The organism is Algoriphagus aquaeductus (assembly GCF_003253485.1).
Classification (GTDB): Bacteria; Bacteroidota; Bacteroidia; order Cytophagales; family Cyclobacteriaceae; genus Algoriphagus; species Algoriphagus aquaeductus.
In genome coordinates this window covers 265,999-287,153 of record NZ_QKTX01000005.1, presented here as the reverse complement: position 1 = coordinate 287,153, position 21,155 = coordinate 265,999, and the positions used below count along the sequence as shown (strand labels likewise).

The window sequence follows — 21,155 nt, the reverse complement described above, 5'->3', positions numbered from 1 at the left end:
ATGACAACACTAATTTAGTTATTCAGCCTAAGGAAAGGAAGCCTAGGCTTCCTTTCCTTAAACCTTTAGTGTTGCATTTATAACTTGAATCTGGGTTTTGTAAAAGCGAAATAACATGGACAATAGCGTTAGAATCAAATTCGATAAAATAGACCGCAGGATTCTGGAAATCCTTCAGGGCAATGCTAAAATTACCAATGCACAGTTGTCCAAAGACATTGGACTGTCTCCTGCGCCTACTCTAGAGCGCGTAAAGAAGCTGGAACAGTCAGGAATCATCAAAAGCTACCATGCCAAATTGGATCCCGAGAAAATCGGATTGGGCGTAAGTACCTTTGTATTGGTAAGCTTAATCGGTCACAATAAGGGCAACATTGACGCTTTTATGAAAGAGATCAATGAAATCCAAGAGGTCATCGAATGCTATCATATCACCGGTACGGGTGACTTTATCTTGAAAATCATTGCTAAGGATATCACCGCTTATCAAAAATTGATGCTTGAAAAAGTATCCGAAATCAAAGAAGTAGATTCCATGCAGTCCATGGTAATTCTATCTACCTTTAAGGATTCAAAAGTACTGCCTATACCTGCGTAATTCAGGATTTAACACAAGATAGGGTGGTTCTTCCACCCTTTTTTTTTTGAAAAAAATGATTGAAAACCCCTGGAAAACCAAGCATATCCAAACGATCTATGAAAATCCATGGATCCGATTGGAAAATCATGATATTATCAATCCTGCCGGTAAAGACGGTGTCTATGGAAAAGTCCATTTTAAAAATTTGGCCATGGCGATCATTCCCATAGATCAAGATGGATTTACCTGGCTGGTGGGACAATTTCGGTATACCTTAAATGAATATTCCTGGGAAATCCCCATGGGTGGAGGGCCTATGGGAGAGGAACCTTTAGCGGCAGCAAAGAGAGAACTCAAAGAAGAAACGGGTCTGACTGCCGAAAAATGGACCGAAATCATGAAAATCCACACGTCTAATTCGGTGACAGACGAGGTGGGATTTATTTACCTGGCAGAAGATCTAACTCTGGGTGAGACTGAATTTGAAGAAACTGAAATTATCCAAGTAAAGAGGGTTCTCTTTTCAGAGGCACTCAATTGGGTAATGGAGGGTAAAATTACCGACTCAATCAGTGTGGCGGGAATTCTCAAAGCTGCCAGAATTTTAGGTTATTAAAGCCATGACATTACGAGATCATTTTAAAACTACTTTTCATTTGGCCTATCCTGTCATGTTAAGCCAACTGGGGCAAGTCTCCGTAGGTGTGGCAGATAGCATGATGGTAGGCCGACTCGGTGCGATTCCCTTGGCAGCAGCTTCCCTTGGCAACAGTATATTCTTCGTCATTATGATGTTTGGAATTGGGGTTTCCATGGGGATTACTCCTTTGGTGTCTGTGGCCGAAGGAAAAGGGAAGCCCAAGCGGATTTCCCGACTTTTTAGCCATGGCCTTTGGATCAATGCCGCGACGGGTTTGATCTTGACGATGCTGGTATTGGGTTTGTCCCAAGGGCTTCATTTTCTCAATCAGCCCGAAGAAGTTGTCATTTTGGCGGTTCCTTATTTGCTGATTATTACCGCATCGCTGATTCCTTTGATGGTATTTCAGACGTTCAAGCAATTGGCGGAGGGTTTGTCTCAAACGAGGCAGGCCATGTATATTACCATTTTTTGCAACTTAGTCAATGTCTTCCTCAACTGGGTACTCATTTGGGGAGTGTGGGGATTTCCAGAATTAGGGCTAAATGGTGCAGGTTGGGCAACCTTGATTTCAAGGGTGCTCATGATGATCTTGATGGGTGGTTATGTGCTGTACTCCAAAAGGTATAGGGTGTTTCAGCTTCGACTGCTCAATCCAAAAGCAAGTCTGCCCATGGTCAGCAGGATTCTCAAAATCGGTATCCCAACCGGTTTTCAATATATTTTTGAAGTATCGGCCTTCAGTACAGCTGCGATCATGATGGGATGGATCGGTGTCAATGCACTGGCAGGGCATCAAATTGCACTGAATCTCGCCTCCATCAGTTACATGATGGCTACCGGTTTGTCTACCGCAGGAATGATTCGGGTAAGTAATCAAATAGGAAAAGGAAATCTCAGCGGGATGCGGGAGGCAGGTATGACTGTTTTTGGGATGGTCATCGCCTTTATGCTTGTCTGCGCAGTGGTGTTTTTTGCCTTTCGGTTTTTCCTGCCTACCCTATACATCGACGACCCGGAGGTGATTTCTCTTTCTGCATCTTTGTTGATTATTGCAGGGCTTTTCCAACTTTCGGATGGGGTACAGGTCGTTGGATTGGGGGTATTGAGAGGCTTGGAAGATGTCAAGGTACCAACTTTGGTTACCCTAATGGCTTATTGGGTCTTGGGATTACCTTTGGGATATGTGTTGGCTTTTGAATTTGGCTGGGCTGAAAAAGGAGTATGGATAGGTCTTCTTATTGGGTTGACAATCACCGCGGTGATGCTGTTTTACAGATTTCATCAGTTGAGCAAAAAGAAGATTATGGAACAATCCATTCAGATTACTACCGATTAATTTCCAAATAAAGATCTCGGGGAATTCCCGGTGAAGAAGTATCTTGGTTTCAAATCAACCTGAAACCCATGAAACGACTTTTACTCGCATTTGCTTTTGCTCTCCTTATTTCCCAATCTTTTGCCCAAGAGCCTGCCGTTCTTTCCGTAAGGAAACAAGCCGAGGTAATCGACTCCTGGTTGGAGGATCGAATGCAGAATCTCCTTCCCAGTCTGATGACCGAAACAGGCATTGACATGTGGATCGTGATGTCGAGGGAATACAATGAGGATCCGGTTATCCGGACACTTCTGCCTGCTACCTGGCATGCTGCCCGCCGTCGAACCATCCTTGTGATGTATCAACCCAGTCCCAGTGCCAAGGTGGAAGCATTTGCCGTGGCTCGCTATGATGTGGGTAAATCCTTCAAAAAAGCATGGGATCCCGAAGCTCAGCCTGATCAGTGGAAAGCACTCATGGAGATCGTTCAAGCCAAAAATCCCAAAAAGATAGGTCTCAATTACGCCAAAGATTATGGTCATGCAGATGGTTTGACTCATTTTGATTACGAGGAGTTTATGAAAAACCTTCCTCAGGCGCATCATTCCAAAGTAGTCTCTGCTCAGACTTTGGCTGTTCGTTGGCTGGAAACCAGGACTGCTGCGGAAATGACCACTTATAAGCATATCCAGGAGTTGGCGCATTACATCATTGCAGAAGGACTTTCCGATCGGGTGATCACTCCGGGGGTGACGACCACCGAAGATGTGGTGTGGTTTTACAGAGAAAAAATCAAGGAAATGAAGCTTGATACCTGGTTTCATCCTACCGTCGATATTCAAAGACCTGACCCTAATTCTCAGGAAGCTTCCCGTTCCTTTGCCGTGAGGCCAAGTGAAGAAGTGATTATGCCCGGAGACTTGCTTCACATTGATTTTGGAATCACTTACCTCCGACTCAACACAGACACCCAGGAATTGGCTTATGTTCTTAAACCAGGGGAAACTGAAGTGCCTAAGTATCTTCAAGATGCCTTGGCAGTCGGCAATCGCCTTCAGGATATTCTTACCTCAAATTATGTGGCAGGACGGACAGGGAATGAAATTTTGAGAGCCTCCCGTCAGCAAATGGATGCAGAAGGAATTCGTGGAAGTATTTATACACACCCATTGGGATTTTATGGGCACGCTGCCGGACCGACTATCGGAATGTGGGATAATCAGGGCAATACTCCCGGAGCGGGTGATTTTCCGCTACATGCCAATACCGGTTATGCGATAGAATTAAATGCGGTGGTATTTGTCAAAGAATGGAACAAGGATGTGAGAGTGATGCTGGAAGAGGGAGCTTTCTTTGACGGGGAAAAAGTAACCTATTACAACGGACGTCAGAAATCCATTTTGGCGATTCCCCGAGTCAGTAATTATTTGGGTTATTGATGGTGGGAATGATAGCTCTTTCGGTCTCTTTTGATGAATATCAAGATCAAAAAACCCAAGAAGGCGATTGACCCAGAAGAAAGAAATACCAGTTTGAAATTTTCAGGATTATTGGCGTAAAGCCATCCGGAAACTACGGCTCCCACGCCGATTCCACTTTCCAGAAATATGTACATGGTAGCCAAAGCCCTCCCTCGAAACCGATCGAGGGAGCGGTCTACTACCCAAGCGGTGGTGGTAGGACTGTACATGCCCACGGCTGCTCCAAAAAGTACTCCTGAAGCCAGCAAAACGGCTTTGCTTTCCGCAAATGCAACCGCGCACATGGCCAGCACCATCACCGCACTTGCTACGCGCATCACGGCTACACGACCATGACGGTCAGATGTTCGACCGGCCAGTAACCGGATTCCCAAGGAAGAAAGGGTAAAGACTGCGAAAAACAATCCTTTATTTTTTATACCCAGGTGAACTGAAAAGTCAGGAATAATGGTCAATACAACTCCAAAAGAGAATACAGACAGGAAAAGGATAACCGAAGGCAAAAGGACCCGTTTTTCAATGATCTCGTCACGGTCTAGTTTGAAGAGGCTTAGCTTTAATGGCTCTTTTTCTTTCAGGGTCTCTTTGAGTCGCATCAAGATCAAAATGGAAAAAATAGCCGTGAAGGCCGCACTATAAAACAAGATCTCGATAGGCCATATACTTGCAATCCAACCTCCAATAGCAGGTCCGGCAGCCATCCCCAAAGATCCAAAAAGGGATTGGATTCCCATGGCTTCCCCTCTTTTCTGAAAAGGTACTATATCTGCCACGTAGGCCGAAGCACCAGTAGGGGTAAAGCCTGCCGAAAATCCATGCGCAAATCGGAGAAACAGAAATCCTCCAACAAAGCTCAAAAGTGGATAGAGCAGTCCCACCACAAAGCAAACACCGGCACCGAACATCATCACCGGAATTCTTCCCACTTTATCGGCAAGCTTGCCGCTGAAAGGTCGGGAAAGTCCTGCAGAAAGGGTGAACAGCGCAATAATCAATCCTTTGTAATCTTCCCCTCCCAATGAAGTCAGGTAAGCGGGAAGTTCGGGAATGATCATATTGAAGCTGGAGAAAAACAAAAAACTGCTCATGCAGAGCAAGAAGAAATTCAGCGTAAAAAAAGACGGCAGCAATCGCATTCTCCGGGTTAAGTCTTAAAGTAAAAGGCCGGAAAAATATCCGGCCTTAAGGTTGGTTTTAGTTGTCTTTATTGGCTTCTTCTTCGCTTTGGGCGAGTAGGAAGGCCTTCATAAACTCATTCAAGCCTCCATCCAATACACCTTGCGCATCCGAAGTTTCATGACCTGTCCGGTTGTCTTTCACCAGTTTGTAAGGGTGCAGGACGTAGTTTCGGATTTGTGAGCCAAAGTCTACCCGCAGTTTGGAAGATTCGATTTTGGCAATTTCCGCATTTCGCTTTTCCAACTCCATCTGATAGAGTCTGGATTTAAGCATTTGCATCGCTTTTTCTCGGTTGGCTAGCTGGGAGCGCTCTACTTGGCAGACGACCACTATACCCGTTGGTTTGTGGGTCAACTGCACTTTGGTTTCCACCTTGTTCACGTTCTGTCCACCTGCACCACCCGAACGGGAAGTATGAAGTTCAACATCTGCAGGGTTGATCTCGATTTCGATCGAATCATCCACTTCCGGATAGGCATATACAGAAGCAAACGAAGTATGTCTTCTGCCTCCCGAGTCGAATGGCGAAATTCTAACCAAACGATGCACACCAGTTTCAGATTTGAGGAACCCATAAGCTAATGGCCCTTCAAATTCCAGGGTTGCTGATTTGATTCCGGCGACTTCACCGGGTTGTACGTCTACTTCTTTTACCTTGTAGCCGTTTTTTTCTCCCCACATGATGTACATCCTCATAAGGATCGAAGCCCAGTCGTTGCTTTCGGTTCCACCGGCACCGGGGTTGATTTCCAGGACGGCGTTGAGTTGATCCTCTTCTGCGGAAAGCATTTTCTTAAGCTCAAGTTCCTCTACAGCTTCTTTAGCTTTGGCAAAGTCCGCTTTGAGCTCTTCTTCTGTTACTTCTCCTGCCGAGAAAAATTCGTACAACACTTCCAAATCCTGGATTTTCTGGTCCAGGCTTTCAAAAGATGAAGTCCAGCCTTTTCTGGCTTGAATTTGTTTCATGGTTTTTTCTGCCTCTTCTGGGTCATTCCAGAAATCGGGCTGGGCCGAAACGGCCTCTAGGTCTTGGATTTCTACTTTCTTACGATCGTAGTCAAAGATACCTCCTCAAAGCCGAAGTGCGGGCTTTCAAGTCTTTCAGTTGTTCTGAAGTCATCTGTCTAAGTGAAAATTTAAGCTGCAAAAGTCTGAAAAAAATCCCTCTTATGCCAGAGTGGATTCATTATTCCAAGCGCATCAGGATAATTTGTACTCTATTTTTTCCGGTTTGGCTGAAGGTCTTGTATCGAACGGGAAGTAATGCCAAGCCGGTTCCGAGAAGAATACCAGAGGTGGTGGCGATTCCGGAGTCAATGGAAAGGTTTCCTTCTTGGTAGATACTGTTGACCCCTTCTACGGCCAAAAGCAGAGTCCCGGCTCCCAGAAATAGGCCAGTTAAGTTTTTCAGGGTTCGATTTCTTGAATCTTTGTCTCGAATATCGACTTCCAGAATATCAGTGGGGCTCAGAATATTCTCGGTCAGATAAATAAACTCGGTGTCCAGATTCACAATTTTATCGGTGATGAAGTAGCCTAGCTTTTTGCTTTTGTAGGTAATCGATTCACCGGGATAAAAACGGATTTGGGTTTTTTGATTGGCACCTCTCTTCAACAAAATAAAATCCTTTGCCTGACTCTGTCCGGAAGCCAATTGGCAAACTAAGGCCAACAAAAGAATAAGAACGGGTTTTTTCATGGATTGAAAAATAATAAAAAACGGGAAGTTGACTTCCCGTTATAGATTAGATTTTGATGATCCACTGATGGGGATCTGCGATTTCTCCGTATTTGATTCCGTCCAATTCTTTCAAGATCCTTTTTCCGAAAGAATCCTGGGAGCTTTCTGCCAAGGTGTAGTCTTTCCCATTGACATGGATTTTATTGATAAAGGCTATGGTAGCTGCAGTTCCTACCCCAAAGGCTTCCTGTAAGCTTCCATTTTCCAAGGCTTGATGCAATTCTGAGACGGTCAGAAAACGCTCTTCGAGGGGCTCTGACCAGTCTTTGGCAAGCTGAATGACCGAATCTCTTGTGATTCCTTTAAGGATGGTACCGGTATGGGTAGGAGCGGTGATCAGAGTTCCGTTTATTTTGAACATGACATTCATCGTACCGCTTTCTTCAATTTTGCTATGCGATTTTCCGTCAGTCCAAAGCAATTGGTCATATCCGGCTTTTTGCGCCTGAAGTGCCGGATAAAGGGATGCCGCATAGTTCCCGGCTGTTTTGGCAGCACCGGTTCCCCCTTCGGTGGCGCGGGTAAATTGGGTTTCTACTTTGACAGAAACAGGCTTATTGTAATAGGCACCTACCGGACAGGTAAAAATCATGAATCGATAGGTGTCGGAAGGCTTTACTCCGATGTAATTATCCATCGCGAACATGAACGGGCGGATATACAAACTGGATCCTTTACCGGAAGGGATCCAATTTCTATCCAAATCCACCAGTTGGGTTAGTCCCTCCAGAAAAATCTCCTCCGGGATGGAAGGCATGCACATCCGTTCTGCGGATTCATTCATTCTTCGGGCATTGGCATCCCCTCTGAAAATCAAAATCTCACCTGAATCATTTTTATAAGCCTTCATCCCCTCAAAAATAGACTGTCCATAATGCAGGGCTGCATTGGCAGGATGGATTTCCATGGGTGCGTATGGCTCGATTCTCAAATCAGTCCACTCTCCGTTTTTGTAGTCCGCCACAAACATGTGGTCAGAAATGACTTTGCCAAAAACCAAGTTGGAAAAATCGGTTTCGGAGAGTTTGGAATGGGTGGTTTTGATAACCGGAATGGCAAGAGAGGTTTTCATACTCTTTTCTTTTGTCAGGCAGAGCCTGGGTTCTTGATATTTTGAAGGCAGAAATTGCTTCTTGCCTGAATGTGATTTTATAGTCTGGGCTTCCAGGTGACCTCTTCTACTTCGAGTTCCTGGGCCATTTTTCGCCCCAGGACAAAAAGATAGTCGGAAAGTCGGTTGAGGTATTGAATCACCAAATCGGAAACTGGTTCGAGTGAGGCTAATTCTACGACAATACGTTCTGACCGACGGCATACTGTTCGGGCCAAGTGGCAGAAGGAAACAGATGGATGGCCTCCGGGAAGAATAAAGGCTGACAGCATGGGTAATTGGGCATCCATGATATCCATTTCCTGCTCGAGGTGCTCGACATCTTCTTGATGAAGGTCTGGTTTTTTGACTTTGTCCTTGCCCGGAACTGTGGCCAAGTCCGCTCCGATAGTGAAAAGTCGATCCTGGATTTCTTTCAGAAAGTCGGCTCTTTTTTTATTCACCTCCTGATCTCTCAAAAGTCCCAAATAGGAATTCAATTCATCAATTGTACCGTATGCGTCAATTCTCAAATCAGATTTTGGTACTCTTACTCCGCCTAATAAAGAAGTAATGCCTTGGTCCCCTGTTTTGGTGTAGATCTTCATCGCTGCCTCGTTTCTTTCAGTGGCAAAAATAAGAATCTATTTCGAATTGATGGGGAAAATCAGGCATGCATTACCGCTCCTCGGGTAGGATTGGGATTCAACTTATCCGATTCCACCAGTCCATCGCGGAGTCTTACAATCCGATGTGCATAATGAGCGATGTCATCTTCGTGGGTTACCATGATGATTGTGTTTCCTTTGGCGTGGAGTTCATGGAAAAGCTCCATGATATCATAGGAAGTCTTAGAATCTAAGTTACCGGTTGGTTCATCAGCCAAAATAATACTGGGATTATTCACCAATGCTCTTGCGATCGCAACCCGCTGCCGCTGACCTCCTGAAAGTTCGTTGGGTTTGTGTTTGGTGCGGTCTCCAAGTCCTACATTTTCTAAGGCCTTGAAAGCCATCTCTTCCCGCTCGGATTTAGAATATCCAGCATAAACCAAAGGTAGGGCCACATTATCCAAACAAGTGGCTCGGGGCAAAAGGTTAAAGGTTTGGAATACGAAGCCGATTTCTTTGTTTCTGATTTCGGCCAGCTCATTTTCGCTCATGTCACTGACATCCTTTCCTGCCAAAATGTAGGTGCCGGAAGTAGGTGAGTCCAAACAGCCGATGATATTCATCAAAGTAGATTTGCCCGATCCAGAGGGTCCCATAAAGGCGACATATTCACCACGATTTACATTTATACTTACCGATTTGAGGGCCTGAATAATTTCAGATCCCATTTTGTAGGTTTTGTTGATTTCGTGGGTTTCGATGACTCTGTTCATGGTAGATAATTTGGGGTAAGTTAGTGGTTTAGCTTTTTTGTTTGGAAAGCCAATGCGTCAAAATACGTGAAAAACTGTTAATAGTTAATCATTTGGAGCTTTTCTATTTCGTCCCAAGTCATCCAAGTACTCATCTGTTGTATTGCGGCTGTGGCATAGTTATCCAAGCCGATCCGTTTGGCTGCCTGAACCTTTCGGATCCAGAGCAAAGGGTCTTGGTTGAAATCGCTTGCAGCATTGATGATTTCATAGGCCAAAAGTGGATCAGCTGCGCGATCTGCCGCACTCAGGATCAATGGAGTAAAGTAAGGATTGGCTGTCAGCTCTTCCTGAAGTCCAAGATAGCGGGTAAAAGCCCCCAGGGATTGGGAATCCGACCAATCCGGATTTTGAAGAAAAGTTTGAAGCTCATTTTCGGCATTCACTTTTCCGGCAAGTGCTTTTCCGAGTTCTGCCAGTTGGTTTTTTGTCAACCCATGGGCTTTGTGACTCAGTAATCTCTCCGCAAACTCCACCTGATAATCTGGAGATGAAATGGATTTCCAGGTTTCGAATAGGTTTTCAGGAAGTTGTTGATTGAAGGTTCCGAACAAAGTCAAATCCTCAGAAACAATGATCGAGGTTTTCTCAGGATTTATCAGTGCCAGTTCGGCTGCTTTTTCTGCAAATCCTCCCAGTTCCAAAATGGCCAGGTGATGGGGTTCGATGGCTTTGAAGCCTTTCTCATCGGCCACCACAAAATCTTTAGAGGCTTTTTGAAAATCCAATTGCTGCGCTTGAATCAGTCCGGTGAGATTCAAATAATAGGCTGCATCTCCCGGATTTCTAAAAGCTAATCCATTCAGGTTTTTTACAACTTCATTGATCCTTCCCGCACCCAAACTTCGAAGTATTGCCGTTTCCTGGAGTTGCATGGTGAAGTCCAAAAACAGCTCCTCCTTGGCTAATGAGTCCAAAAATTGGATTTCGGAGCTTGGGTCTTCGCTATTGATCTCTGTGACTAGGTTTCGGTATCCTGCATGAATCAGCATCGGAGAGGATTCTTTTGCAAGCTGTTTCCGAAGGGATTCCAATATGCCATTTTCAGGACGATCTCCCTTTTTTCTTGTCGCAGCAATCTGGTTGATTTGACTGATCAAATCATCCCCCCCAGAGGCAGTTTCTGATTCCAATCCTAATTTGGATTGAAGGGCGGTCCAGTTAGAAGCTGTGATTTTTGAATCTCCAGAATGATTTTTCAACAAAAGTGCTGCATCCTCATACCGTTGGGTAAGGGTATAGAAAAGTGCCAGATTATTCACCAAATAGACATTGCCGGGAAATCGCTTCAAGCCATTTTCCAAGTAATAAATGGCCTCGAAATACTTGTTTTCCCGTTGTAGCCTTTCGCTGACAAGAAGGATATTGTCTACTTGGGGTGCTTCGGCAAAGCTTTGCTCCAGATGTTCCTTGGCAAGTGTGGGTTGGTTCAGTTGGAACAGCAGGTGAGCAGTCAGGTTTTTTGCCTTGGGATTGTAGCGATATCGATCCCAGCTGTTTTCATAGAGAATACTGGCTTCCAGTTTTTGACCGGTTTGGTAGTAGTAATCCCCCAGAATATTGTTGGTCAGGGAGTTTGCCTGAGCAGCTACCATGGCCTCCATGTAAATGGTAATCACCAAAATGGCAATGACCCCACCGATTCTCAAATGGTAATAGGGTAGGGAGTAAGGCTTGTACATAATCCGGTGAACTCCTTTGCCTGAATTCATTACTCCCAGAAAATTGCTCATCAAGTAGATGAAAAAGAAAAGAGAAAACCCGATTTGAGAATAGACCAAAAGATGCTTGATGAGTTCTTTGGCCGGCTGATTCGCAGATACTTCCAGTTTCCAAACCACCCAAAGTATGATGGCAAAGCCAAGTATAAACAAGGCTTGGAGTGTGGAAGCGGATGCTGCCAAATTGGTGCCTTGGGTGATTTTTTCTCGAATGGAGAACCAACTAAATAATCCTAACGGAAATAGGAGGTAAAGCGGAGAAAAAGTTGGAAAGGGTAAATTGACCTCGCCTCTAAGCGCTAACAATTGAAATACAAGCAAGAGAAAATAGAGTACTCCAAGCATTAAAACCTGAGCCGAGACTTTTGTGGAGAGGTTTTCGTTGGCTTTGGACAAAAGCACAAATACCCCGGAGAGCATCCCGTGCCCTTGCCAAAATATCCAGGAAATACCCAAGCCCAAGCCTATAATCAAGCTCTGTTCTGAAAGGTAGAGGGAGGGATTCGCTATAGGGCTAAGTTGGATCAGCGTGTAAAGGGCAACTAGAAACCCGGCAAGTACCACGATCCATCTCACCCAAAATTTCACACCTGTAGCCCAAATGTGAAAGAAGACAGTGGGAAGTACAGATCCTGACAGCAGGATAATCAGCGAGACGTTGGCACTGGGTCCGCCGATATTCAATCCGTTGACATTGGAAAGGGTCAAAAGGAAAATCCAGGCCACGCCGGCACCCAGAAATGCAAACTTTTTGAATTCGCTCACCAGAGACAAAACTGTGACAGAAATCAACAGAACAATTCCTCCAAATAGGTAGCTCTCCCAAATGGTAAATCTCACCGGAAGCGAATGAAAGTCCTGAAAGACCAAGTAATTGTCAAGGTAGATGGGGATTTTTAATTCTCCGATTTCCACTGAATTAAATGGGACAGCAATCGTGTCCAGAAAAGCGGCAGATTGGATATTTGGAAAAGCCCAAGGGGAAAAAAACAACGAGAAAAGCGCAAAAAACCCTCCGGACACGAGGAACAGGAGGGCAAGCAGTTGTGCAAATCTGATTTGGTTTGCTTGTGGTTGTGGCATGTTATTCTAATACTTTGGGTACTCTAAAGTAGTCAGAATCGCTTTTTGGAGCATTTTTCAAAGCTTCCTCATGACTCAAGTGGTTGCCCACTTTGTCTTCTCGCATCACATTGACTTCGGAGGACATGGTAGTCAGGGGCTCTACACCGCTGGTATCCACTTCGTTGAGTTGCTCCACCCAATCCAAGATTTGCGACATGTCTTTAGACATTTTTTCAGCCGAATTTTCATCAAATTCCAATCTGGCCAGATGGGCTATTTTTTTGATAGATTCTTTCGTGATTTTCATTTTGTAAAGGTTCAATTGAGGAAAAATCAATCCGTTTAGCCGATTTCTTTCTATAAGTTCGGATTGTCTTCCAGAAGCTGTTGTTGAATTACCTCGAAACATTTATCCCTGAGGGCCTCTTCAGATTCAAAGTCTTTTGGCTCCAATACCTCATGAAGGACCATTTTTGCCGGTCTCCTGTGTAGCATCAACAGACCGTCGTCGGGTAAAATTAGGTGATTGTAAGCTAATGTGACAGGAACCACCGGGATTTGTTTCTCCATGGCCAAGCGGAAAGCTCCATTTTTGAACGGAACCATCCGGGGAGGATCTTGAGTATAAATGCCACCTTCCGGAAAAAGGACAATTCCGCTTCCCCGGTCAATCGCTTCCCCTGCGCGGCGCATGGTTTCAGCCCTGCTTTTTATCCGGCTTCGATCCACAGCGATATGTAGTTTTTTGAAATAGTAGCCAAACAGTGGAACTTTACGAATAGATGCTTTTCCCACAAAAAGCACATCTCCAGGCACAAATCCCATCATGGCCACATCCAAATAGCTGAAATGGTTGGCTAAGAAGATATGGGGTTTGTTTTTTTTCAACTTTGCCTTAATCTCAACCTGGACGGGTAAGAAAATCAGGGAAAAATAGGTTTTTGCCCAATATTGATTGATTTTTCTGCCGTATCGTTTCCACCCGGGCACCCAAATACAGATGAGAAAAAATGGGAAAATCACCAAAAAAGTGACCACAAACAGGATGGCTGCAAAATAGGTATAGATTCGCTTTGGCAGCTTATTCATGATTGATCATGTGGTTGGCAACTTTGATAAAATACCCCATCATCAGTTCCTTGGCCTGTTGATCGGGCTTCAGTTTTTCTAAGGCAGTGAGCATGGCATTGAGCCAATGATCCCGCATTGCGGGGTCGATTTGCCATTCAAAATGGCGCATCCTCAACCTGGGATGACCTCTTTCTTGGGAATAGGTTTGAGGTCCTCCAAAGACCTGCAAAAGAAACAAAAACAGCCGTCTTTCTGCAGGAATCAGATCCTCGGGATAGAGTTTTCTCAATGCGGGGGTTTTCTCCACTTCCTCATAAAAGTATCGGACCAGTAGTGAGATTTTTTCTTCACCGATCAGTTCATAGATAGTCTGAAATGGATTCATGCCGCAAAACTAGCCAAATCTTCCAATCAGGATTCTAATTTTTTGACTCGGAGGGATGTCCCTTCCGTCGAAATTACCATGATTTTTTCGCCCTGTTCCAAAAATTCTCCCCGGGAATACGCGTCGTAAATTTCACCTTCGATTTCTACTTTTCCACTCGGTCTCAATCGGGAATGAACGGTTCCGATTTTGCCTTTTAGGTTTTCTGAATAAATGCTGGAAGTGTATCCTTGAGACCGGTCTTGTGTCGTCGACAAGGTAATGGTTCGAAAAGCTCCCCATTCATTCACTTTCGGAGTGAGCCAAAAGACAAGGCCCACTGAGGCAAGAGCGGCTAAAATTACGGTCAATAATGCGCCGAAAAGTTGGGATGCGGGGACAAAGTCAAAGTTGAAATCTTGGTTGGGGAGCATGCCAAGCACCAGACCTCCCAAAATCATGATGATACCGAGGACTCCAAAAATCCCAAATCCCGGTATGACAAACAGCTCCACAGCCAATAAAATCACCCCGATGACAAACATCAGGATTTCCCAATTGTCAGCAAGGCCGTTGAGGTAATAAGGAATGAAGTAAAGCAAAGTGGCAATAATCGCTGCCAAGAGTGGAAAGCCAATACCGGGTGTCTGCAATTCAAAATAAATTCCGCCGATAATGATCAGGATTAACACGCCGCTGATTGCCGGGCTGAGAAAAAATGCGATAATTTTATCCACTGTGTCCTCCTCATAGGCTATCAACTCGGCATTTCGGATTCCCTGTGACTGAAGGATTTCTTCGATCGAACCAAATTCTCCTTCACAAAAGCCGTATTTCATGGCTTCGGAAACAGAAAAAGTAATCACCGAACCGGCATCGGAAATTCCTTCGACTTCAATTTTTTCATCGACCATGGCCTCGGCTATTTTGGGATCTCTTCCTTTTGCCTCTGCAGTACTTCGCATCATGGAGCGCATGTAGGATTGGTATTTATCAGGAGCTGCAGCGCCGTCAACTCCATTGACGACCGTGGCAGCGCCAATGCTGGCTCCCGGTGCCATATAAATACTGTCACAGGCGATGGATATCAATGCTCCCGCAGAGGCAGCGTCTTTATTTATAAAGACATAAACCGGGGTTTTGGACTCTAAAATTCTCGTTCTGATTTCATCCGCGTCAGTTACGGCACCGCCATAGGTGTCCATTTCTATAAAAATCAAATCGGATTCGAGTCGTTCTGCCTCTTCCATTGCCACTTTGACTCGGCGGTTCATAGCTGGATCAATGTTGTTGTCGATCTTGAAAGTGTATACTTTTTTGGGAGTATCCTGTGCTTTAAGAAGAGATAGCCCAAAATTGAAAAGAAGGAAAACAAGGAAGAGTCGGTTTTTCATAAGGTAGTTTTCTGTTTGAAAAGATAGCAATTTGAGAAGATTTGCCTGTTACTATACTTGACATTTATTGAAGAACAATGGTTTGGGATCAAATCTGAAATTTTTCCATTGGAGCAAGTGTTAACTTATTCAATTCCGGATTTAGGGACTTTTAGCATTATTCTTGCTATCCGTAAGATGTTACATTCTATTTGTTTCCCTCGACCGTAAATTCAGACATTTCAGTACCATGAATCCAAAACCCAAAGTCGCTCTACTCAGCTTGTTTTTACTTTTGTTTGTGTCCGTTACATCAGAGGCGTCAAGGCTTGTTCCAGGAGATTCTATCGGAGTGGAACGGGTTGGAGAGAAGACCTATATTTTGCACAAGGTTTCTCCTCAAGAAACGCTTTTTGCTATTTCAAGGAAATATCAGGTTCCGGTAGGGGATATTCAGAACGCAAATGAGGTGTTGAAGCAAGGTCTGAAAATCGGCCAGACGATTCGGGTTCCCTATATGGATAAGTCAGTTTTGCCTGCTGGCACATCCGTTCACAAAGTAGCTACCGGAGAGACGCTATTCTCAATATCCAAGAAATATGGGGTGACGGTGGACTCTTTGAAGCAATGGAACAAGTTGCTGGGAAATGATCTCAGTGTGGGCCAATCCCTCATTGTCAAAGAAATCGATCCTGCTCAGAATACAACGGTTGCCACTGTGAATAATGCTGCCGCATCAGTATCTCAATCAGTACCCCAGACTGTTCAAAAGCCAACCGAATCCAAACCTACTGTGGAGCAGGTAAAAGTGGTAGAACAAAAAGCAGAAACACCGAGAACTAATCCTGAGCCAGTCAAAACTCAGCCGGAGGTGAATAGGCCTGCTTCTCAAACCACGCAGAGCATGACTCCTGTAGCACCGGGAGAATGGATATCACACACCGTCAAGTCCGGTGAAACGCTTTTTTCTCTTTCCACTCAGTATGGCAGCAGTGTAGAGGACTTGATCAAGTGGAATGCCTTAAGTTCAAATAACCTCAGATCAGGACAAGTAATTAAGGTAGGAAGAGCTCCGGAAGGCCCCAGCACTGTACCTGTAATCGGCACTCCCAGGGTAGTTTCCTCCACGGCTGAAATGAAAGTAGAGCCCACTCCTGAGAATACCTCGGGAGGATTCAAAAACATCAAAGAAACGGGACAGGCAGAACTCATTGAAGGTACCGGTGGACACAAAAAGTATTTAGTTCTCCATCGGACTGCTCCTGTTGGGAGCGTGATTCGGGTCAAAAATGAAGAAAATGATTTGACTATTTTTGCCCGGGTGGTAGGTACTCTTCCCGAAACCGGGGATAATTCAAAGTTGATCATTAAATTATCTCAGGCTGCCTATGACCAGTTGAAGGCTGTCAATCCCAGATTTCCGGTAGAGATCCTTTATTAAATTAAGCCAAAATTTTAATGCAAAGGCCCCGGAAGGGGTCTTTTTTTTGGGGCTATCGAGGCTCATTTGGACCTTCCACTTTCGGTATCTTTGGGATTCTTGGGATAGGAGGGTACCTTTGTGTGTCGAGTACCCCATCATGAACAAACTCCAGCTTTTCTTCCATCACCTGTTTAGGTTCATTTGGAATGCAATCTTCATCCTTTCTTATCCCATTCTTGCGAGTTTTGGACTGATATTTATTGGGCTGACATTTTTATTTTCCAAGCTCTCCCTACTGTTGACCAGGTTGAAGCCAGAAGGAAACAAGGTGGTATTCAAGGAGTCGGACTGGGAAACTTTACCCTATTCCAACGATCTGCTTGAAGCAAAATTGATCAAGCAAATCATGTTTGGACCCTCGGGTTTCAGGTTGAGAAGAAAGGACGGAGTGCCATCCATTTTAGGCGATTATGTTTTTGGAAAGAAGGTTCGAGTAATCGAAGAGGGTTTTATCCTTGAAAAATGGAATACCCTGGAGTCGAAAGAAATGCCCGATTTTGATATTTGCCTTTACAACCCTGATGAGGATAGTCTGCGGTCACTCACTACTATCAAATGCTTTGATTGGCATGTATCTGAGAAAACCAAGCACGAACTTTCCTTCAAGTGGTTTGACGGCACTCAGGGTGGAGAAGTGAAAGTGGCTTTGTGATGAGTCAGATCAAAGATTTTTTGGACGAAAAGGTTATTCAGTACAATCAGCCCGGGTTTATCACCCTCGATCCGATTTCCATTCCTCATCGGTTTTCCAAGAAACAAGACATTGAAATCTCCGGATTCTTTGCTGCCATCCTGGCTTGGGGTCAGCGAAAAACCATCATCAATAAATGTTTGGAGTTGTTTTCGCTCATGGATAATGCGCCCTATGATTTTCTGCTTCAACATCAGGAAGAAGATTTAAAATCCCTTTTAAACTTCAAGCATCGAACATTCAATGAGGTCGATACGCTCTATTTCATTCACTTCCTTTCTTGGTATTATCGGCAATTTGACAGTTTGGAGGATGCTTTTCTAATCGGACAGACGGGGATGAGGGACAGCATGGAGTCCATTCTGACTCGATTTCACGAGTACTTTTTTAGTCTCCCCGATGCACCATCCCGAACCAAAAAACACATCGCAACACCGGCAAGAAAGGCGGCTTGCAAGCGAATCAACATGTATCTCCGTTGGATGGTGAGAGACGATGCTAAAGGTGTGGATTTTGGGCTTTGGAAAAAGATTCACCCCTCCCAGCTCATCTGTCCCTGTGATCTACATGTGGATCGGGTAGCTCGGAAGCTGGGATTGATTACCCGAAAACAAACCGATTGGCAGACTGCCTTAGAACTTACCGATCGACTGCGGGAGTTTGATCCTGAAGATCCTGTGAAGTATGATTTTGCGCTGTTTGGGTTGGGAGTAGAAGAGAAGTTTTGAGACTACTTTATACCCATCTCTTTTTTTAATTGAATTAAGTCCTCCAAAAACTCAGTCTTCATTTTTTGTGTATAAATTCTATATATATTGCCAAGGTTTTGGAATTCAATCAGTCTTTCAAAGTCTTTCAATCTTGATTTCCATGTAATTCCATCCGTAAATAATAAGAAAAAAGTGTCATTTCTTTTTTCATCAATTATTTTTTTAACATCACCAATTACATCGCTTTGTTTGCTTCCAGTAGCTCCGTAGGCTTTGACTTCAATTACAATACTTGGGTTTTCAGTTGAAGGAATGCAGAAATCTGCTTTGGCAGTAGAAATTCCTTTTGCTCCAAGAAAGCTTTTTCTAACAACATATTCTGAAAAAACCTCTTTAATAATATTTTCAACAAAATCTTCTAAATTTTTACCTCTTTTCTGACCTTTAATTGCACTACCTCTTCCATGCTTTAATCTTTCTTCAATAATGTCTGCCCAAGTGATTTTTTTGGACTTTAAAGAGTTGATTAAGAAAATGAGGTTAAGAGATTTAAGTTTATTTATATACTCTTCCTTATTTTCTAAATAGCCTTTTTTTCCAATAGCTATTTTTGAGTCTGAAAAAATAATCTTTAAAGTTTCTTGAAACTCATCCTTTGATTTTTCTAAGATTATTCTGATAAAAGTTATACCGATTTCGAAGTTTTCATCAAGAAGAGTTTTTAGATGTTTTTCATTTATTTCTCCCTTTTGTTGATAGATGTTTTTGTTTACAGTTTCTAGGAATAATGTTGAAAATTCATCTTTCCATTCTGTTCCTACTTCAGATATTTGATTAATAAGTCCCTCCTTATCTTGCTTATGTCTTTTCATATTCCAATAATCAAATATTCATTTACTGATTTCCTTTTTGCCCCAGAATGATTTCCAAAATGATATTTATATGGCTTCTCAAAAACTTTAACTTCATGTTTATATTTGGATAAAAGAATTGTAAGATTTTCTAATTCTGGATAAGCATTTGAAGAGTAAGACAGTGCAATAATACTATTTGAAAATTTTTTAAAAATCTTATCAAAAGCTTCAACTGCTGTTTTCCTGTAAGAAAATGGGGTGTATTTTTTTTCAATTTTTTTTACCTTGGTCGATTCAAGAATTTTTTCTCCAACCCAATAGCTAGAAAGCCCCTCAAGAAAATGATACCTTTTAATATAACAATTATCATCTGAATTAGGTACGTATGGTGGGTCTAGGTAAACTAAATCAATTTTAAATTGAGATTCATTGAAAAGAAATATGTCTTGATTGAAAGAGAGATTTAGTTTTTTGTTGTCAAATATTGATTTATTGTATACAGCTACTTGTTCTATAAAGTGCTCCGAAATATCAATTGTCAAATCTCTCCTCCCATCATTATATTTGTCTAGGTTTCCTGATATTGTAAAAACACCTCTTGGTTGTTTTTTTAGGCAAGATCTAAATAATGCAGTATATGCAAGCGCTTTTTTGTTTTCTGTTTTTAAGTATTTAATATTTTCGCTTATTCTATCTAAGAAATCTAAATCCTTCTCAGAGAAAAAAATATTCTTAAATTTAAGTTTTATAAAGTTGTCATGTTTTTTAGAAGTATCTAAAAGTGTTTGCAAATCATTCTCATCCAAAATTTCATTATTGTTTTCTATAGTTGCTTTAGAAATTAAAGAGGAAAATTTTAAAAAATCATTTGAATAGACAGTTTTATTCATAGTCTTGAATAGATAAGAAACTGCACCTGAGCCAGAAAAGCCGTCTAAAACTGTTTCAAATTCATAATTCTTCAGGGTATCTTGTATCCATGGCAATAGCTTTTGTTTTCCCCCCATGTATCGCATCCGAGGATAATTCTCAAATTTGCCTTGGGATTTGGGTGGTAATTCTATATCAGGTATTAGTAGTTGCATAGTGAATCAAACTTAATAGATTATAATTGAAGTGACTTTAATTTTGACAAAGTTTGTCGCATTTAATGGAATTTTTTCACTTCAGGAGCTTCGGCAGTGGCTGAATACTCCGTCGCAAATCGTTCTGCATAGTGATCAAGCAGCTGCATGATCCGCTCCTGCTTAGGTGACTTCACGATCAAACCTGCATGGTATTCCAAAGGAACCCTGAAGCACACCTCCGGATCATCAAAACTGCTCAGATCAGGATGCTCGTATTTTGAAAGGGTGAGTACGATGCCCGCATAGTTTTTAGCCACTTTGGGAAGTTCGTATTTCCTGTTTTTCACAGTAGCATCCTCAATCTTGGCCCATTCTGCCCAAAGGTTGATGTCGGTGGCAGCCTCTACCATTTCTGCCAAATGTGCCCCGCCAACTCGGGAGGCGGTTTCCAAAAAGTAGATCTCTCCATCCTCACGGGATTTGATAAATTCCGTATGAGAGGCGCCATTTTTCAGACCAAATGCTTTCATAATGGCTTCATTGACCTTTTTGATCTTTTTCTCATCTTCAGAGCCATAGGGGATATTGGCAGATCGGAAGATTCCACCTCCTTGGGAAATTTCCATGGGAGTGGCCAAATACCGTGACACGGTCAAAAACAGATTTTTTCCATCCAATTGAAGTCCATCGGCGTGATACACATCTCCCGGCTTAAACTGCTCGATGAGGTAATAAATCCTGTTGTCTCCCAATTCATTCAAATGCCTCCAAAGAGAATCTTTGTCATGAACCTTGATGATGCCATGGGCCGAGGCTTCTGACCGTGGCTTGAGTACCCAAGGGGCTGCGACGGTATCTGCAAAATGGTTGATGTCAGCATTGTTGAAAAGAGGGGAAAAAGCCGGTATGCGAATTCCTGCATCTTTTGCTTTGATCCGCATGGCGAGCTTGTCCCTGAAATAGCGTCCCGTCGTCTGCCCCATGCCTGCGATGCGAAAGTTTTCACGGAGAAATGCTGCTTTTTCCACATCATAATCATCCAAAGCGACAATTGAATCGATTTTATGTTCTTTCATCAATCCGCCCACCCCCTTCAGCAATAAATCCATGTCCCAATCCAAGTCCAACCCGGGCATGTAAAATACTTCATCGATGTATTCGAACGCCCAAGGCTTTTCGCGTAGCTGTTCGGTAGTCACCAAAAAAACGCGGTTGCCTTGTTTTTTGAGTGCAGTCATAAAGGCATTGCCTTTGAAATAATTGGAGATGCAGAGAAAAGTTTTGAAATCGTTCATGAGCTTGGA

21 protein-coding genes are annotated in these 21,155 nt (G+C 43.3%); 7 read left to right on the top strand and 14 right to left on the bottom strand.

From position 1 onward, the window contains the following. The first annotated feature begins 115 nt into the window (after positions 1–115). The 4 genes from CLV31_RS09390 to CLV31_RS09375 all read left to right on the top strand — a co-directional run bounded on the left by CLV31_RS09390 (position 116) and on the right by CLV31_RS09375 (position 3,977). Positions 116–598: an Lrp/AsnC family transcriptional regulator gene (locus tag CLV31_RS09390; protein WP_111392627.1), complete on the top strand. Its 483-nt coding sequence runs from the start codon at positions 116–118 to the stop codon at positions 596–598. A gap of 55 nt (positions 599–653) precedes the next feature. Next, positions 654–1,196, top strand: a complete 543-nt coding sequence (locus CLV31_RS09385) for an NUDIX domain-containing protein (protein WP_111392626.1) — start codon at positions 654–656, stop codon at positions 1,194–1,196. 4 nt (positions 1,197–1,200) lie between these two features. Continuing rightward, positions 1,201–2,559 (top strand): MATE family efflux transporter, encoded by a 1,359-nt coding sequence (locus CLV31_RS09380; protein WP_111392625.1) that lies wholly within the window; start codon positions 1,201–1,203, stop codon positions 2,557–2,559. Positions 2,560–2,627: 68 nt separating this feature from the next. Further along, on the top strand, positions 2,628–3,977 hold the full coding sequence (locus CLV31_RS09375; protein WP_111392624.1) for a M24 family metallopeptidase: 1,350 nt from the start codon (positions 2,628–2,630) through the stop codon (positions 3,975–3,977). On the opposite strand, the gene CLV31_RS09370 is transcribed toward CLV31_RS09375, so the two are convergent. The 11 genes from CLV31_RS09370 to CLV31_RS09320 form a co-directional block, all read right to left on the bottom strand. Beyond that, positions 3,971–5,107 carry an MFS transporter gene (locus tag CLV31_RS09370; RefSeq protein WP_245943369.1) on the bottom strand — a complete coding sequence of 379 codons (1,137 nt, stop codon included), beginning with the start codon at positions 5,105–5,107 and terminating at the stop codon, positions 3,971–3,973. The two genes, CLV31_RS09375 and CLV31_RS09370, sit on opposite strands and share 7 nt — an antisense overlap. Positions 5,108–5,213: 106 nt before the next feature. Next, positions 5,214–6,318, bottom strand: a protein-coding gene (prfB, locus tag CLV31_RS09365; RefSeq protein ID WP_111392622.1) for a peptide chain release factor 2 whose coding sequence is annotated in 2 segments (ribosomal slippage) — positions 5,214–6,257 and positions 6,259–6,318 — 1,104 coding nt in all. Because the reading frame shifts where the segments join, the coding sequence is not laid out codon by codon here. A gap of 66 nt (positions 6,319–6,384) precedes the next feature. Continuing rightward, positions 6,385–6,897 (bottom strand): hypothetical protein, encoded by a 513-nt coding sequence (locus CLV31_RS09360; RefSeq protein WP_111392621.1) that lies wholly within the window; start codon positions 6,895–6,897, stop codon positions 6,385–6,387. Between the two features lie 46 nt (positions 6,898–6,943). Next, positions 6,944–8,011, bottom strand: a complete 1,068-nt coding sequence (locus tag CLV31_RS09355; RefSeq protein ID WP_111392620.1) for a branched-chain amino acid aminotransferase — start codon at positions 8,009–8,011, stop codon at positions 6,944–6,946. Between the two features lie 77 nt (positions 8,012–8,088). Beyond that, positions 8,089–8,637: a cob(I)yrinic acid a,c-diamide adenosyltransferase gene (locus tag CLV31_RS09350; RefSeq protein ID WP_111392619.1), complete on the bottom strand. Its 549-nt coding sequence runs from the start codon at positions 8,635–8,637 to the stop codon at positions 8,089–8,091. A gap of 59 nt (positions 8,638–8,696) precedes the next feature. Beyond that, positions 8,697–9,413, bottom strand: a complete 717-nt coding sequence (locus tag CLV31_RS09345; protein WP_111392618.1) for an ABC transporter ATP-binding protein — start codon at positions 9,411–9,413, stop codon at positions 8,697–8,699. Positions 9,414–9,490: 77 nt separating this feature from the next. Beyond that, positions 9,491–12,256, bottom strand: a complete 2,766-nt coding sequence (locus tag CLV31_RS09340) for a tetratricopeptide repeat protein (protein WP_111392617.1) — start codon at positions 12,254–12,256, stop codon at positions 9,491–9,493. A gap of 1 nt (position 12,257) precedes the next feature. After that, positions 12,258–12,545, bottom strand: a complete 288-nt coding sequence (gene gatC, locus CLV31_RS09335; protein ID WP_111392616.1) for an Asp-tRNA(Asn)/Glu-tRNA(Gln) amidotransferase subunit GatC — start codon at positions 12,543–12,545, stop codon at positions 12,258–12,260. 50 nt (positions 12,546–12,595) lie between these two features. Next, positions 12,596–13,327 (bottom strand): lysophospholipid acyltransferase family protein, encoded by a 732-nt coding sequence (locus CLV31_RS09330; RefSeq protein ID WP_111392615.1) that lies wholly within the window; start codon positions 13,325–13,327, stop codon positions 12,596–12,598. After that, complete coding sequence (locus CLV31_RS09325; protein WP_111392614.1) at positions 13,320–13,694, bottom strand: globin domain-containing protein; 375 nt, start codon at positions 13,692–13,694, stop codon at positions 13,320–13,322. The genes CLV31_RS09330 and CLV31_RS09325 overlap by 8 nt, the downstream gene beginning before the upstream one ends. A gap of 26 nt (positions 13,695–13,720) precedes the next feature. Beyond that, positions 13,721–15,067, bottom strand: a complete 1,347-nt coding sequence (locus tag CLV31_RS09320; RefSeq protein WP_111392613.1) for an NfeD family protein — start codon at positions 15,065–15,067, stop codon at positions 13,721–13,723. 229 nt (positions 15,068–15,296) lie between these two features. Here CLV31_RS09320 and CLV31_RS09315 point away from each other — a divergent pair, with 229 nt between their 5' ends. The 3 genes from CLV31_RS09315 (at position 15,297) to CLV31_RS09305 (ending at position 17,948) form a co-directional block, all read left to right on the top strand. After that, positions 15,297–16,487, top strand: coding sequence for a LysM peptidoglycan-binding domain-containing protein (locus CLV31_RS09315; protein WP_111392612.1), 1,191 nt, complete (start codon positions 15,297–15,299; stop codon positions 16,485–16,487). Between the two features lie 139 nt (positions 16,488–16,626). After that, positions 16,627–17,181, top strand: a complete 555-nt coding sequence (locus tag CLV31_RS09310) for a hypothetical protein (RefSeq protein ID WP_111392611.1) — start codon at positions 16,627–16,629, stop codon at positions 17,179–17,181. Further along, a complete protein-coding gene (locus CLV31_RS09305) occupies positions 17,181–17,948 on the top strand; it encodes a TIGR02757 family protein (RefSeq protein ID WP_111392610.1) in 768 nt (255 codons plus the stop codon). The genes CLV31_RS09310 and CLV31_RS09305 overlap by 1 nt, the downstream gene beginning before the upstream one ends. 2 nt (positions 17,949–17,950) lie before the next feature. Here the strand turns inward: CLV31_RS09305 and CLV31_RS09300 are convergent, their stop codons facing one another. The 3 genes from CLV31_RS09300 to CLV31_RS09290 form a co-directional block, all read right to left on the bottom strand. Next, positions 17,951–18,802 (bottom strand): DpnII family type II restriction endonuclease, encoded by an 852-nt coding sequence (locus tag CLV31_RS09300; protein ID WP_111392609.1) that lies wholly within the window; start codon positions 18,800–18,802, stop codon positions 17,951–17,953. Beyond that, positions 18,799–19,869 (bottom strand): DNA adenine methylase, encoded by a 1,071-nt coding sequence (locus tag CLV31_RS09295; protein ID WP_220084331.1) that lies wholly within the window; start codon positions 19,867–19,869, stop codon positions 18,799–18,801. Before CLV31_RS09295 ends, CLV31_RS09300 begins: the two co-directional genes overlap by 4 nt. Before the next feature lie 62 nt (positions 19,870–19,931). Beyond that, on the bottom strand, positions 19,932–21,146 hold the full coding sequence (locus CLV31_RS09290; protein WP_111392607.1) for an ATP-grasp domain-containing protein: 1,215 nt from the start codon (positions 21,144–21,146) through the stop codon (positions 19,932–19,934). Positions 21,147–21,155: the final 9 nt, after the last annotated feature.